The sequence below is a fragment of the Vreelandella maris genome (assembly GCF_013371085.1).
GTDB classification, from domain to species: Bacteria; Pseudomonadota; Gammaproteobacteria; order Pseudomonadales; family Halomonadaceae; genus Vreelandella; species Vreelandella maris.
This window is the reverse complement of sequence record NZ_JABWCV010000015.1, coordinates 16,044-30,446: the sequence shown is the minus strand read 5'-3', so window position 1 is coordinate 30,446 and position 14,403 is coordinate 16,044. Positions and strand designations below refer to the sequence as shown.

The 14,403-nt window shown below is 56.6% G+C and carries 14 protein-coding genes and 1 riboswitch; of the genes, 12 read left to right on the top strand and 2 right to left on the bottom strand.

Features of this window, described 5'->3' with window-relative positions:
* Positions 1–29 precede the first annotated feature (29 nt).
* The 11 genes from ltnD (at position 30) to HUO07_RS13740 (ending at position 11,457) form a co-directional block, all read left to right on the top strand.
* On the top strand, positions 30–962 hold the full coding sequence (ltnD, locus tag HUO07_RS13790; protein ID WP_176304064.1) for an L-threonate dehydrogenase: 933 nt from the start codon (positions 30–32) through the stop codon (positions 960–962).
* 5 nt (positions 963–967) lie between these two features.
* On the top strand, positions 968–2,266 hold the full coding sequence (gene otnK / locus HUO07_RS13785) for a 3-oxo-tetronate kinase (protein ID WP_176304063.1): 1,299 nt from the start codon (positions 968–970) through the stop codon (positions 2,264–2,266).
* Positions 2,263–2,922: a 3-oxo-tetronate 4-phosphate decarboxylase gene (otnC, locus tag HUO07_RS13780; protein ID WP_176304062.1), complete on the top strand. Its 660-nt coding sequence runs from the start codon at positions 2,263–2,265 to the stop codon at positions 2,920–2,922. Before otnK ends, otnC begins: the two co-directional genes overlap by 4 nt.
* 40 nt (positions 2,923–2,962) lie before the next feature.
* Entirely contained in the window at positions 2,963–3,760 is a 798-nt protein-coding gene (otnI, locus tag HUO07_RS13775; RefSeq protein ID WP_176304061.1) for a 2-oxo-tetronate isomerase, read from the top strand.
* A 66-nt stretch (positions 3,761–3,826) separates the two neighbouring features.
* Positions 3,827–4,789, top strand: a complete 963-nt coding sequence (denD, locus tag HUO07_RS13770; protein ID WP_176304060.1) for a D-erythronate dehydrogenase — start codon at positions 3,827–3,829, stop codon at positions 4,787–4,789.
* 103 nt (positions 4,790–4,892) lie between these two features.
* On the top strand, positions 4,893–5,906 hold the full coding sequence (locus tag HUO07_RS13765; RefSeq protein ID WP_176304059.1) for a TRAP transporter substrate-binding protein: 1,014 nt from the start codon (positions 4,893–4,895) through the stop codon (positions 5,904–5,906).
* A gap of 71 nt (positions 5,907–5,977) precedes the next feature.
* Positions 5,978–6,541, top strand: a complete 564-nt coding sequence (locus HUO07_RS13760; RefSeq protein WP_176304058.1) for a TRAP transporter small permease — start codon at positions 5,978–5,980, stop codon at positions 6,539–6,541.
* Complete coding sequence (locus HUO07_RS13755) at positions 6,538–7,815, top strand: TRAP transporter large permease (protein WP_176304057.1); 1,278 nt, start codon at positions 6,538–6,540, stop codon at positions 7,813–7,815. Before HUO07_RS13760 ends, HUO07_RS13755 begins: the two co-directional genes overlap by 4 nt.
* A 51-nt stretch (positions 7,816–7,866) precedes the next feature.
* Positions 7,867–9,327, top strand: a complete 1,461-nt coding sequence (locus tag HUO07_RS13750; RefSeq protein WP_176304056.1) for an aldehyde dehydrogenase family protein — start codon at positions 7,867–7,869, stop codon at positions 9,325–9,327.
* A 30-nt stretch (positions 9,328–9,357) separates the two neighbouring features.
* Positions 9,358–10,233, top strand: coding sequence for an NAD(P)-dependent oxidoreductase (locus HUO07_RS13745; RefSeq protein ID WP_176304055.1), 876 nt, complete (start codon positions 9,358–9,360; stop codon positions 10,231–10,233).
* A 285-nt stretch (positions 10,234–10,518) separates the two neighbouring features.
* Positions 10,519–11,457, top strand: coding sequence for a sensor domain-containing diguanylate cyclase (locus tag HUO07_RS13740; protein WP_176304054.1), 939 nt, complete (start codon positions 10,519–10,521; stop codon positions 11,455–11,457).
* On the opposite strand, the gene HUO07_RS13735 is transcribed toward HUO07_RS13740, so the two are convergent.
* Complete coding sequence (locus HUO07_RS13735; protein ID WP_008959273.1) at positions 11,454–12,215, bottom strand: SDR family NAD(P)-dependent oxidoreductase; 762 nt, start codon at positions 12,213–12,215, stop codon at positions 11,454–11,456. The two genes, HUO07_RS13740 and HUO07_RS13735, sit on opposite strands and share 4 nt — an antisense overlap.
* A gap of 210 nt (positions 12,216–12,425) precedes the next feature.
* Between HUO07_RS13735 and HUO07_RS13730 the strand changes: the two genes are divergently transcribed.
* Positions 12,426–12,773 carry an aminotransferase class III-fold pyridoxal phosphate-dependent enzyme gene (locus HUO07_RS13730; protein ID WP_246286648.1) on the top strand — a complete coding sequence of 116 codons (348 nt, stop codon included), beginning with the start codon at positions 12,426–12,428 and terminating at the stop codon, positions 12,771–12,773.
* A 42-nt stretch (positions 12,774–12,815) separates the two neighbouring features.
* Here the strand turns inward: HUO07_RS13730 and HUO07_RS13725 are convergent, their stop codons facing one another.
* Positions 12,816–14,081, bottom strand: coding sequence for a D-amino acid dehydrogenase (locus tag HUO07_RS13725; protein WP_176304053.1), 1,266 nt, complete (start codon positions 14,079–14,081; stop codon positions 12,816–12,818).
* A gap of 161 nt (positions 14,082–14,242) precedes the next feature.
* Positions 14,243–14,344, bottom strand: a riboswitch (glycine riboswitch).
* Between the last annotated feature and the right edge of the window lie 59 nt (positions 14,345–14,403).

Here is a 14,403-nt window from a genome sequence, read left to right as displayed (position 1 = left end):
ACACTTTCAACAAAGCGAGGTGTCGGCAGGTGAGTCAACACGATCAACAATCACTTCAAGTAGGCGTTATTGGCCTGGGTGCCATGGGCATGGGCACTGCTACCGTATTGCTCCAACACGGGTTTAACGTCACGGGCTGCGATATTTCTGCAGACGCTCGCGATGCCTTCGTGGCGGCAGGGGGCAGAAGTGTTGCAACACCTGCCGAGCTTGCTCACTGCCATATTGTGTTGGTGGTTGTGGTTAACGGCTTACAGGTTGAGCAGGTGTTGTTCGGAGAGCAGGGCGTGGTCAGCCAATTGGCACCGGGCAGTCTTATTATGCAGTGCGCCACGGTGGCGCCCAGTCAAGCCAAACAGCTAGGTGAGCGCTTGTCGGGACAGGGTTTAATGATGCTGGATGCGCCGATTAGCGGCGGCGCGGCGAAAGCCAAAAGCGGTGAGCTATCGGTCATGGCCTCCGGCGCACCAGAAACCTTCACGTATTCGCAGGGAGTGCTTGATGCCATGGCCGCCAAGGTCTATCGCCTTGGCGATGCCCCCGGGGTGGGCTCCAGTATGAAGCTGGTCAATCAACTGCTGGCTGGCGTGCATATTGCCACCGCCGCCGAAGCCATGGCGCTGGGGATTCGTATGGGCCTCGACCCCGAGGTGATTTATGACGTCATTACCCACTCGGCGGGTAATTCCTGGATGTTCGAGAACCGCGTGCCGCACATTCTGAGTGGTGATTACACACCGCTTTCCGCGGTGGATATCTTCGTCAAGGATCTCAACATCGTGCATCAAACCGGCCGCGAGCTGGCGTTGGCAACGCCGGTGGCGTCCAGTGCACTGCAGCAGTTTACCGCTGCCAGCGGTGCAGGCTTTGGCCGCGAAGATGATTCAGCGGTGATCAAGGTGTATCAGCGGCTCTCCGGCATCGCCTTGCCGGAAGCCGCCAACGATGCCCAGGGAGCCTGATAAAAATGGGTATGGGATCGAACATTGTATTAGGCGCCATCGCCGACGACTTCACCGGGGCCACCGACCTTGCTAATAACCTGGTGCGCGGCGGCATGCGCTGCCTGCAGGTGATTGGCGTGCCGCAAGAAGAGATTGATCTGCAAGAAATTGATGCGGTGGTGGTGGCGCTTAAATCACGCTCCTGCCCGGTAGAGGAAGCAGTTAATGATTCGCTCGCTGCGTTAGATTGGCTGCAAAAGCAGGGTGCCCGCCAGCTGTTTTTTAAGTACTGCTCCACCTTTGACTCCACTGACCAGGGCAATATCGGCCCGGTGGCGGATGCGTTGTTGGAAGCATTGGGCGCTTCCCAAACGGTGATGGTGCCCGCCTTCCCGATTAACGGCCGTACGGTCTACCAGGGCCATCTGTTTGTGGGTGATCGCTTGCTCAACGACAGCGGCATGCAGCACCACCCATTGAACCCTATGCAGGATGCGGACTTAGTGCGCGTGCTTGCCCGCCAAACGCCGCACCCGGTGGGGTTGGCCAACCGCGCAGTGCTTGCCCAAGGATCAACGGCCACCCGTGCTCATTTATCGGCGCTGGAAGCACAAGACGTTCGCCATGTGATCTGTGATTCCCTGGATGAGCAGGATCTGGACGTGCTGGCCGAAGCGACAGTGTTAATGCCCTTGGTCACCGGCGGCTCGGGCCTGGGGCAGGCATTGCCTGCCCAGTACCGTGCCCAGGGCTGGTTAGCCACCATTACTGAACCGGGACGTTTATCGCCTGCCTCGGGCGGGGCGTTGGTGCTTTCCGGTAGTTGTTCCCGCGCCACACTGGCCCAGGTGGCGGATTTTCTGGCCAAGCACCCTGATGGTGGCTTTGCCCTGGAGCCTTTATCGCTGTCGGAAGGCGAACAACAGCAGACACAGGCGCTGGCGTTTGCTCGGCAGCGGTTATCTGAACAGGCGCCGGTACTGATTTACGCCTCGGCAGAGCCAACCAACGTAGCCGCGGCACAGCAAGCGTTAGGGGCCGCGCGTGCCGGGCAGCTCGTGGAAGAAGCCTTGAGCCAGCTGGCGGTCACTCTGGTTAACGAAGGCGTAGGGCGATTACTGGTTGCCGGGGGCGAAACCTCTGGCGCGGTGGTCTCGGCGCTGGGCATTACCACCCTGCGCATCGGCGAGCAGATCGACCCCGGCGTGCCCTGGACCCAAGCCCCGCTAGCCGGTCGCGATGCGCCGCTGTCGTTGGCGCTGAAGTCCGGTAACTTCGGCGGCGTCGATTTCTTTGCCCGGGCGTTTGAGGTGCTGGCATGAGCATCCACTTGCATCGCCATCCCCAGAACAGCTTGCGGGAGCAGATCAGTACCCTGGGCAAATCGTTGTTTGACCGCGGCCTGACCATGGGCTCTAGCGGCAATATCAGCGTACGGCTGGACGATGGCGGCTGGCTGATGACACCGACCAACGCCTGTTTGGGAAGGTTAGACCCGGCGTGCATTTCCCATTTGGATAACAACGGCCAACTGTTGAGTGGCGATAAGCCCACCAAAGAGCAGTTTCTACATATGGCGATGTACGAAGAGCGCCCGCAGTCCGGCGCTATCGTACATCTGCACTCTACCCATTCGGTGGCGGTCTCCTGCTTGCCGGAAGTCGATCCCTGCGACTGCATTCCGCCGCTGACCGCCTATTACGTGATGCGGGTGGGCAAGCTACCGCTGGTGCCTTACCACATGCCCGGCGACCCAAAACTGGGCGATGCAGTGCGGGGCTTAGCGGGCAAGCATAGCGCGGTACTGTTGGCCAACCACGGCCCGGTGGTAGCGGGGAAAAATCTTGAGGCGGCGGTGTACGCCACCGAAGAGCTGGAAGAGACCGCCAAGCTCTATCTACTGTTGCGAGGCGAGAACCCTCGGGGGTTAACGCCCGAGCAGGTAGCCGAGTTAGAAGCGCGCTTTCCACGGGATTAACTACAAATTTAATAGCGTACTTAACAACAAGAGCACCACGATGATTCGATTAGCCGCCAACCTCAGCATGCTGTTTAACGAGCACGCCTTTATCGATCGCTTTGCTGCCGCTGCGGACGCGGGCTTTAAAGGTGTCGAATATCTATTTCCCTATGCGTTTTCTCCGGAAGAGTTGCGCCATGCGCTGCAGGAAACGCAGTTGGAACAGGTGCTGTTCAACCTGCCGCCAGGAGATTGGGATGACGGAGAACGGGGGCTGGCAAGCCTGCCTGGTCGAGAAGGGGAGTTTCGTGACTCGGTGGTAGAGGCTCTGCGTTATGCCGAGGCGCTCAACTGCCCCCGCGTGCATGCCATGGCGGGCCTGTTACCTGAAGGTGCCGATGCTGCGACGAAAGCTGAGCATCAGGCGACCTATGTTCGCAATTTGCGTTTTGCGGCGGGTGAGGCGGCAAAAGCCGGTCGAGAGGTACTCATCGAACCCATCAATACCCGCGATATGCCGGGATTTTTCCTGTCTCGCCAAGCGCAAGCCATGGCAGTGCTGGAAGAAGTGGGGGCGGAAAATCTCAAGTTACAGTTTGATCTCTACCACTGCCAGATCATGGATGGCGATTTGATTCGCCACCTTGAACGCCAGTTCAGCGCCATCGGCCATATCCAAGTGGCAGGTGTGCCCGAGCGCCACGAGCCGAATGTTGGAGAAGTGCACTACCCCGCCATTTTTGAGCGATTGAGTGCGCTGGGCTACTCCGGCTGGATCGGCTGTGAGTATCGCCCCAAGGCAGAAACCCGTGCGGGGCTAGGGTGGGGCGAAGCTTGGGGGTTAACCACTCACTGATATTCGCCAGGCCAAATAACAAACGAGAAAAACGCAAACAATAACAACAGTGCATAGGAGAAAACGATGCATATAGCCATTACCGGTGCGGCAGGCTTTCTAGGCCAACGGTTAGTGCAACAGCTGCTGACTAGAGGTGAGCTTCGCCAGCAGCCGATTACTAGGCTAACGCTAATTGATCAGATAGAAGCACCTTTGCCTGATTCGGGAAACGTCACTGTGACATCAAGGGCGCTGGATATTACCGAGTCCGGCGCACTGGATAGCGTACTGGAACAACGCCCTGACGTTATTTATCACCTCGCGGCGGTAGTGAGCTCTGCCGCAGAAGCCGATTTGGAACTCGGTATGCGGGTTAATTTCGATGCCACGCGGGCGCTGTTGGAAGGCTGCCGGAAGCAGTCACTGACCGATACTCGCTTGATTATGGCCAGCTCCGTGGCGGCATACGGCGGTGAGCTGCCGGAAGTGTTGGATGATATGACGGCACTCCATCCGCAAAATTCCTACGGCGCCCAAAAAGCCATGTGTGAGCTGCTCATCAACGATTACAGCCGCCGTGGGCTTATCGACGGCCTAGTGCTGCGCCTGCCGACCATTGTGATTCGTCCTGGCCGACCGAACGCCGCGGCCTCCAGCTTTGCTTCCAGCATTCTGCGTGAGCCGCTCAATGGCGAAGAGGCGGTTTGCCCGGTGCCCGTTGAGTTTCCGGTGTTTGTGATGTCGCCAGGCAAGGTGGTGGATGCGCTAATCCATGGTGCTGAGGTGCCAAGTGAGGCGCTGGCGCCTTTTAGAGCCTTTATGCTGCCGGGCATCACCGTCACGGTGGCCCAAATGCTTAAAGCGCTGGGTGACGTCGCGGGAGAAAAAGCGCTTTCACTGGTACGTCATGAACCCGACCCACGCATTGAAGCCATTGTGGCAAGTTGGCCCGCCCGGTTTGAAACCACGAAAGCCAAGCAGCTTGGCTTTGTCGGCGATGACAACTTCAAGCAGATCATTGATGCGTTCGTTTCTGAACAGCCGTGACTTCCTCTCCTATCCGTAACGGTAGGAAACTGCCTGGGCGACCCCCGCGATCGGGTAAGTTGCCTCAATGACCACCCTCACAACAATAAAAGAGGGCACTACAATGACTAAACAACATGTGAAACTGGCATTTAAACGCCATGTCCTGGTAGCGGCAATCAGTGGGATCGCAACCGCCGGTATGGCACTTCAGGCCCACGCCGCAACGGAAGTGAACCTTGGCCATACACTCTCCTCGACCTCGCACTACTCGGTAGGTGCTGATGCGTTTAAAGAGACGCTGGAGCGATTATCCGATGGCGAGTTCACGGTTACCGAGCACACTTCTGGGTCGCTGGGCGGCGAACGGGAGATGATCGAAGGCCTGCAGATCGGCACGGTCGACGTGGTGATTACCTCCACTGGTCCGCTGGGTAACTTTGTACCGGAAAGCTATGTGCTCGACCTGCCGTTCCTGTTTGAAAACTACGACCAGGCTCGCTGCGTGTTGGATAGCGAACTGGGCGATGAGCTGTTGGAAAAAATGGGCGAGCACGACTTGGTGGGTTTGGCGTGGTCTGAAAATGGGTTTCGCCACCTAACCAATAGCCAACGCGAGATCGCCACGCCCGCGGATGCCGAGGGCTTGCGCGTACGCACCATGGAGAACGCGGTACACCAGGAAGCGTTCCGCCAGATGGGTGCCCGCCCAACACCGATGGCGTTCCCTGAGCTGTTCACCGCGCTTCAGCAGGGCACTGTCGATGGTCAGGAAAACCCTATTACCGTTATCGTCGCCACCAACTTCTGGGAAGTGCAGGACTACCTCTCGCTCACCGGGCATGTCTACTCACCGGCCATCGTGCTGGGGTCACCCATTCTGCTGGACGGTTTAAGTGATGAGGAGCGTGGTTGGTTTATGGAGGCCGCTGCGGCCTCTGCTCAGGCAACCCGGGAAGAAGTTTCGCGCCTAGAGCGTGAAGGGGTAGCGCTGCTGGAAGAGAATGGCATGACGGTAAAAATCGATATCGATATCGCCCCCTTCCAGGAAGCGGTACAGCCTGCCTATGAGATATTTACCTCGGAATACGGCACTGAAATGCTTGAGCGTGTTCAGGAAACAGCCAGCGGTTGTTAAGTAACCCTGACAAGCGCTTCCCTACCTCGGCCTCCGGCATCTCGGAGGCCGCTTTGGCATGGTGACTTCTTATGCTAGCGGTCTTTCTTCGTTTTGAGCGCCAGTTAACCCGGCTCGCTATGCTGCTTGCCGTGGCGATGCTGGCGATCTCGGTGACGCTCAGTTTTTATCAGGTGCTCACCCGATTTGTCTTCAATGCGCCTTCGACCTGGACGGAAGTGGCTTCCCGAGCGGCTATGATCTGGTGTGTGTTTCTGGCCGCTGCCGCCACCTTCAGGGGCGGTTATATGATGGCGGTAGAGGTCGTTTATAAGCTAGTGCCCGCGCGCTTTCTGAGACTACTGGAAGTTGCCATTGTGGTGTGCTGCCTGCTGGTGTTGGTGGTGCTGATTCACTATGGCATTCAAATGACCATGCGGGTGAGCAATCAAACCATGTCAGGAATGAACATCTCGATGGCGTGGGCGTATGCAGCGATTCCGACGGGCTCTAGCTTTGCCATTGTGGCCGTGGTGGCGAGGCTGCTCGCGCAGCTTGCTGGCCGGGAAAAGGTGGGCCCTGAAAATAGCGAGATCGTGCCGGAGGCTGAAGCATCCCAGGGTGCGCCGCGATCAGAGCGGGAGGTACAGCCATGAACATGGTTATCGGCCTGTCGCTGATCATTCTGTTTACCTTCGGGGTGCCGATTGCGATTTCGATAATCCTGGCCTCGATTATCGGCATTGAATTCTTCACGCGTCTGCCACTGCTGCTGGTGCCTCAGCAGATGTTTATCGGTATCGATAAATTTCCGCTAATGGCGATTCCTTTTTTTATCCTCGCCGGAAATCTGATGGCCGCGGGGGGCATCTCCCAGCGCTTGGTGGACCTGGCAAAATCCATCGTTGGCCGGGTGCAGGGCGGGCTGGCCATGTCCTGCGTACTGACCTGCATGATGTTTGCGGCGGTGTCCGGTTCCAGCGTGGCCACTACGTTTGCGATCGGGGCTATCTTGATTCCCGCCATGGTCAAGCATGGTTATCCCAAGCCGCTGGCTGCCTCCATACAGGCTTCCTCAGCAGAGCTTGGGGTGCTGATCCCACCCTCGATTCCCTTGATCCTTTACGGCGTGAGTACCGATACCTCTATCGGACAGCTGTTTCTAGCGGGCATTGGCCCCGGCATACTGATTGGCTGTGCTCTGATCCTCTTTCTCTACCTGTTCTGCAAAGTGCGGGGCTACGGAAAAGACGACTATAAAGACAGCACCGGTTTTATGGTCTCGGTGAAGCGTGCCTGGGTTGCGATGCTGATGCCGGTGGTCGTGATTGGGGGTATCTATGGTGGGGTATTTACCCCGACGGAGGCCTCCGCCGTGGCCGTGTTTTTTGCGCTGATCGTGGGTGGTTTCTACTACCGGGAACTAAAAGTCGACGACCTCTGGCCAATTATGCGCCAGAGCGTTGTCTCTACCGCTGCGGTCATGCTGATTATCGCCGCCGCCTCGCTCTTTAGCTTTCTGCTCAGCCGAACGGGGCTGCCTGCGCAAATTGCCACTCTTGTCACCAGCACCATCAATGACCCGCTGATGTTTCTGCTGGTGGTCAATGCGTTGCTGTTAGTCGTCGGCATGTTTATTGAAACTTCCGCCGCTATTTTGGTGCTGGCGCCCATCTTAACGCCGATCGCTATTCAGTTCGGTATTCATCCCGTCCATTTTGGCCTGGTCATGGTGGTTAATCTGGCTCTGGGCATGATCACCCCGCCGTTGGGCGTGAACCTGTTTGCTGCCTGTGCGGTCGCCAAAATATCGATTGATCAGATGCTGCCCTGGCTGGTGCGCTTTGTGCTGGTGGTGCTGGCCTGCCTCATGGCGATTACCTATATGCCGTGGATTTCCATGGGGTTGGTAAACATCTTCTATGGTTAGTAAGTCGTTATGTACAGTGAGCAAAAACAACGACAATAAAAGGAGTATTTAATGTCGCATTCAATGACCTTACCGCCACAGCAGGCGTTGATTGGTGGAGAGTGGGTAACGACCGCCGCTACGCTACAGGTAGAAGCCCCCGCCACGGGTGACCCTTTAGCGCGTATTGCGCGTAGCCAGATGGAAGAGGTCGATGCCGCCGTGCAGGCAGCGCGTCAGGCATTTTCCGGCCAGTTAGGCGAGTGGGCTCGCTGGTCAGCCCGGCAGCGTAGCGAATGGCTGCTGCGTTTTGCCGATGTGATTGAGGCGCATCATGAACAGCTAGCACAGCTCGAGTGTGCCGATACCGGTAAGCCGATGACGCAAGCCAAAGGGGATATATCCGCCTGTGCTCGCTACTTCCGCTTTTATGGCGGTGCGGCGGACAAGCTTCACGGTGAAACCATTCCCTTTGAGACCGACTTCACGGTCATGACCCTGCGCGAGCCTTACGGCGTATGTGCGCAGATTATTCCCTGGAATTATCCTTCTCAGATATTCGGGCGCTGCGTGGCTGCCGCGCTGGCGGCAGGTAACTGTGTGGTGCTTAAGCCCGCCGAAGATGCCTGTTTAAGCGTGCTGCGCTTGGCAGAACTGGCTGTAAGTAATGGGCTTCCGGCGGGAGCACTCAACGTTGTGCCAGGCTTTGGTTATGAAGCAGGCGCAGCGCTTGCCGCCCATCCCCTAATTGATCATCTCTCCTTCACCGGCTCACCTGAGACTGGTACCCATGTCGCCCAAGCGGCCGCCCAGCACCATGTGCCGGTCACGTTGGAGCTAGGGGGGAAATCGCCTCAGCTAGTGTTTGCCGATGCGGATTTAGAGGAAGCGCTGCCTGCCGTGGTGCGCGGGATTATCCAAAATGCTGGTCAGACCTGTTCAGCGGGTAGCCGCCTGCTGGTGCAGCGTGAAATCGCCGATAGCGTGGTGGCCAATCTGTGTGAGCGCTTTGCTGCTTTGCGCTGTGATGCGGGTGAAGCCGACGCCGACTGTGGGCCGCTGATCAATGCGCGCCAAAAAGCCAAACTGGAAGAACGGTTGGCGGCGGCCAAAGCCGATGGCATTCGCGTTGCGGCCATAGGCGAGCTAGCGCCGAGCGCACCGGGTGGTGGTCACTTTGTACTCCCTCAACTGCTGACCGATATTCCTGATGGGCATGAAGTACTGCGCGAAGAGCTGTTTGGCCCGGTACTGGTGGTGCAGGTGTTTGAGGACGAAGCCGAAGCGCTAGCACTCGCTAATGCCACCGATTTTGGCCTGTGTGCCGGTATCTGGACGCGTGACGGCGGACGTCAGCTGCGCTTGGCCAAAGGTATTCGCAGTGGCCAGGTGTTCATCAATAATTACGGCGCCGCCGGTGGTGTTGAACTACCTTTTGGTGGCATTGGGCGCTCCGGGCACGGCCGGGAAAAGGGCTTTGAAGGCTTGCGGAGCTATACTCGAATCAAGACCGTCGCTATCAAACACGGCTAGGACAGTAACCAAGTAAAAGGAGTCATCATAATGACAACAACTCGCCAGGTAGGCATCGTCGGCGTTGGTCTGATGGGCCATGGGATCGCCAGTAGCCTGTTACGTGCAGGCCATCAGGTATGTTTTCTTGAACACCCAGGTAATCAGCCAGTGGATGATCTAGTGGTCGCTGGCGCCACCGCGCTGAGCTCAGGTCGGGAAGTGGCACAGCGCGCAGAGGTGGTCATTCTGTGTGTTACCGGCTCACCTCAAGTAGAAGCCGTGCTGTTTGAACCCAACGGCGTATTAGAAGGGCTAACTCCTGGCAGTATTGTGGTGGATTGCTCCACTGCTCTACCTAGTTCGACAGAAAAAGTCGCTGCCCGAGTCACAGAGGCGGGCGGACGCTTTATGGATGCGGCAATGACGCGCACGCCGAAAGAAGCGGCGGAAGGGCGGCTCAACTTGATTGTCGGTGCACCGAAGCCACTGTTCGATGAAACGCTGCCTCTGCTGCAAGGGTTTGCCGAAAATATAGCCCATGCGGGGGATGTAGGCGCAGGGCACACCCTCAAGTTGCTGCATAACTTTGTCTCGTTAGGCTTTTCTGCGGTACTCGCCGAAGCCACGGCTGCTTCTCGCAAAGCGGGGATAAGTGATACCGCCTTACTAGAGGTGCTTGGGGCCGGCGGTGGGGGCGGGGTGGTGCTTGAGCGGTTACGCCCTTACATTGCTGAAAATGACCCTTCGGGTTTCAGATTTACGGTTGCCAATGCCAGCAAGGATCTCGGTTACTATCACACCATGACCAATGAGCTGGGAGTAGAGCGTGGAGTTGCCGGTGCCGTTCATGCGCTTTATACATCAATCGACGACAGTTCGCTGGCGGTGCCTGAAGTGATTGGCGTATTGGAGCAGCGGCGCTAGGCTGGCGGTAAATGCCTGCTATGGTGCAGCCATTGCTGAAAAGCATGTTCTGAACAAAAGACCCTATCGGCATTTGTTTTTTGGAGAGACATAGCCTACGTTATGTTAATGAATTGTAATGAATAATATCATAAGAGTAACTTTGGTGTTAAATATGGCGTGAAATCTCGCGGTGGCAGAGGTGAGTACCCGCATAGATATGGCAATGGTGCTGATGCCTAACAATATGGCTGCTATGTTCAGCCATATGACCGCACGACTATTTCACAGGGATGAGTAAATAGAATGTACCAGCACTATTCGCATCCAGGATCGGATGCAGACGGCGAACAGGCTGGCCATGCGGTGGCGATCCTGAGCGTTCAGGAAGGCTCGCCAGGGGTTCGCATCGTCGATGTCAATACTGACTACCAGCGTTTATGGGGTGGCAGCCGCGAAGCGTGGCTGGGTGCTCCCCCCGTGGTTGTGCAGCAGGAAGCTGCTAACCGCCAGATTTTCGCACAGCTGCATGAAGCACTCCACCCGCTAAAAGACAGTGCTCACGGTGCTTTTGAAGGCATCAGTGGTCGCGAAGTATCCCGCCATCATGATGGCAAACGCCGTCATGTTGAGTGGCGCATTACGGCGATGGGGACATGCCATAATGGGCAGTTTACGCTGGTATTAACCCAGCGCGATGTTACTGAGCAGATGGAAAAAGAGGCTCAGCTTGAGCGGTTAGCAACGACCGATATGCTGACTGGATTGGTTAATCGATCGCAGTTCGATATGGTGCTTAAAAATGAGTTCAACCGACAGCACCGCTACTCACGCCCTCTCTCCTTAATCATGCTTGATCTTGATTACTTTAAAGATATCAATGATAACTATGGGCACGATGTCGGTGACCAAGTACTAATGGAGCTTGCCGATCTGCTGAAGCGTAATTTGCGTAAAGCAGACTGCTGCGCGCGCTGGGGCGGTGAGGAGTTTATGCTTTTAGCCCCTGAAACCTCGCTTGAACAGGCTGTACGGCTTGCCGACAAAATCCGAGGCGCTATCAAACATACCGCTTTTCCGCTTCAAAGCAGCGTCACGGCAAGCTTTGGGGTGGTAGAGGTTCATTCGCAAGAATCGGTTAAAAGCGTCATGAAGCGAGTCGATAACGCCCTTTATCTCGCTAAAAATAAAGGGCGTGATCGGGTATCAACAGGCGGCTTATTGTCTTCAGCGAAGCAGGCTTAAGCCGGGTCGCGGTCAATGGCAAATGCTGACCACGCTTGCCGCACCGGCATTATTTCCAACCGATTAATATTGATATGGGCGGGCAGTGTCGCTAGGTAGAAAAGTTGCTCGGCAATATCTTCCGCTTGAAGTGGCGTTGTTCCTTTATAAAGTGCGTCTGACGCGGCCTGATTGCCCTTGGTTCTTACCAGCGTAAACTCGGTTTCTGCCATGCCGGGGGCAAGATCGGTCACGCGGACACCCGTTCCTAGCAGGTCGCAGCGCAGGTTATAACTAAACTGCTGAACAAACGCTTTTGACGCCCCATACACATGCCCGCCCGGATACGGCCACTGGCCTGCGACTGAGCCTAAATTAAGAATGCTCGCACCTTCGCTGTTTTTGAGCAGTAGCGGCAATGCCGCGTGGGTGACGTTGACCAACCCGGTGATGTTGGTATCGATCATGGTGTGCCAATCCTGCAGCGCGACTTTTTGCGCTGGCTCCGGCGCTAATGCTAATCCAGCATTGTTAATCAGGCACGTCAGCGGCAGAAAGCTTTCCGGCAGGTTGCTAATAGTGTCAGTCACAGCGTCGCTGTCGCGGACATCCAGTGCCAGTGTAAGTACTGGAACCTGCTGGCTTAGCTCTTTTTCCAGTGCATCTAAGCGTTCCTGGCGGCGGCCGGTGAGGATCAACGACCAGCCTGCTTTGGCGAAGCGCTGTGCTGCCGCTTTACCAAACCCTGAGGTTGCTCCTGTGATAAGTACGCTAGGCATTATAATATCTCCATGTTTATAAACACATTTAAAACAACAGTGTTCACTGTAAGCAACGCTGACTCAAGCCTTTAGAGCCAGTTGGCAATAGCCGGTGTGACATCGCATCTGTCCCCTGGGTACGTGATGATTGGCCCTACAGCTTAATGGGTCGAACTCACTAGGCTGGCAAGCACGCTATTTCCTTATGGATTAAACAGGGTGCTTGTTATGAATGCCAATCTTGCCGCTTCTTACTCAACCCAACAGGATGCGGATAACCGCTATGTACACAGCCTGGACCGTCAGTATGTGTTCCACTCCTGGGCACAGCAAGGCAGTTTAGATCCAATGGTTATCGCGTGCGCTCAAGGGTGCCGGGTATGGGATTATGCAGGACAGTCGTATTTGGATTTTAGTAGTCAATTAGCGAATACCAATATCGGTCACCAACACAAAAAAGTGGTGAGCGCGATTCAAGCCCAGGCTGCCAGCCTGTGTACCATTGCCCCCGCCCATGCCAACCTTGCCCGCAGTGAGGCAGCCAAGCGCATTATTGCCAAAGCACCCGCCGTTTAATTAAAAAGGAGGGAATGCCCCCTCCTGATTTATTCCAGCACGTCACACTGAGTGTGATGCTCTCGCTGGTGCCGATGCTTCTTCCGCCGCTTGCACCGCATCCGCCAGCATATCGGCGGTAATCGCAGAGAGCGTCCAGCCCAGGTGGCCGTGGCCGGTGTTGTAGAACACGGTGGGTAATTTGCCGGGGCCGACCTTAGGCAGCATGTTGGGAAGCATCGGGCGTAGCCCTGCCCAGGGCACTACGCGCCGGGTGCTGACGCCGGGGAAGCACTCTTCCACCCAGCGGATTAGCGGGCGGATACGGTTGTCGCGAATATCGCGATTGAAGCCGTTGAATTCGGCGGTCCCCGCGATGCGAAAGCGTTCATCGCCTAGGCGGCTGGTCACCAATTTGGTTTCATCATCCAGCAGGCTCACAGTAGGCGAGGCCTGCTGAGAGGCGGCGTCATCGAGCTGCACGGTGATCGAGTAGCCTTTGACCGGGTAGATATTGACCCGGTCACCCAGTTTGGCAGCCAGGGCGCGGCTGCCCACCCCGGCGCAGACCACCACACTATCGAATGTTTCACGTACCGGTTCACCGTCAGCCTCGCCTTCAATGGTGGCGGTGACCCAGGTGTGCTTTTCGTCCGCGCCTAGATCCTGCACGCTGTGGCCATATTTAAGCGTTACGCCGCGGCGCTCGGCGGCTTGAGCCAGGCCGTGGGTAAACTTATGAATATCGCCCGTGGCATCGCTTTCAGTAAAGAAACCACCGTAGTAGTTGCCCGCCAGCGTCGGCTCAATGGTGCGCATCTCATCAGGGGTGACTGCCCGGCGTTCCAGGCCGCCTTTGCTGAGCAGTTGTGAGACCTTGGCGGCGTGGTCATAGCCCGCTTTATCGCGGTAAATATGCAGAATGCCTTTCTGCTTTAAATCAAAATCGATTTGCTCTTCCTGCGCCCACTGAAACAGATGCTCGCGTGCCGCAATCGCCAGCCGCGCGGTCTCGGTAGTGTTCTCAGAGTAGCGGGGAATCGAGGCGATAAATTCGCCAAACCAACTGAGCTTGTGCCAGCTGGGGCGAGGGTTGACCAGCAGCGGGGCGTCGTTTCGGAGCATCCAGCGCATGCCCTTGATCACGGTGGGCCAGTGGTTCCACACTTCGGCATTCGAGGCCGAGAGCTGACCACCGTTGGCGAACGAGGTCTCCATGGCGGCGTAACGATGTTTTTCAAACACGGTGACCTGATAGCCACGTTTGGCCAGGGCGTAGGCGCTGGTAATGCCGGTGATACCACCACCGATAACGGCAATGCGTTGCATGAGTCTCTCCAGATTGTATGAGCGTCGGGAATACCACCTAACGGCGTAGCTGTTGGCGTACCCCTTCCGTCATGGAACCTGAGAGATTCACGTGCCCGTTGGGCGCGCTTGCTCCTTCGGTGGGCTGAGTGACGCAGTCATCAGCCGCTCTTCGGAAAGTGATGGTGATAGCGGTCCGGTTGCCTGAGAGTTTCCGGGGCTGTTGCTCCTTCGGCGCTGGCGTCATCATAGTTTGATGTACCAAGCTCTCCCGCTATCACGTTGCTGCTTATTGTTTTACAGCATTAGTTCTAACGCGATCAGTTTTAGCATGGAAGTCGAC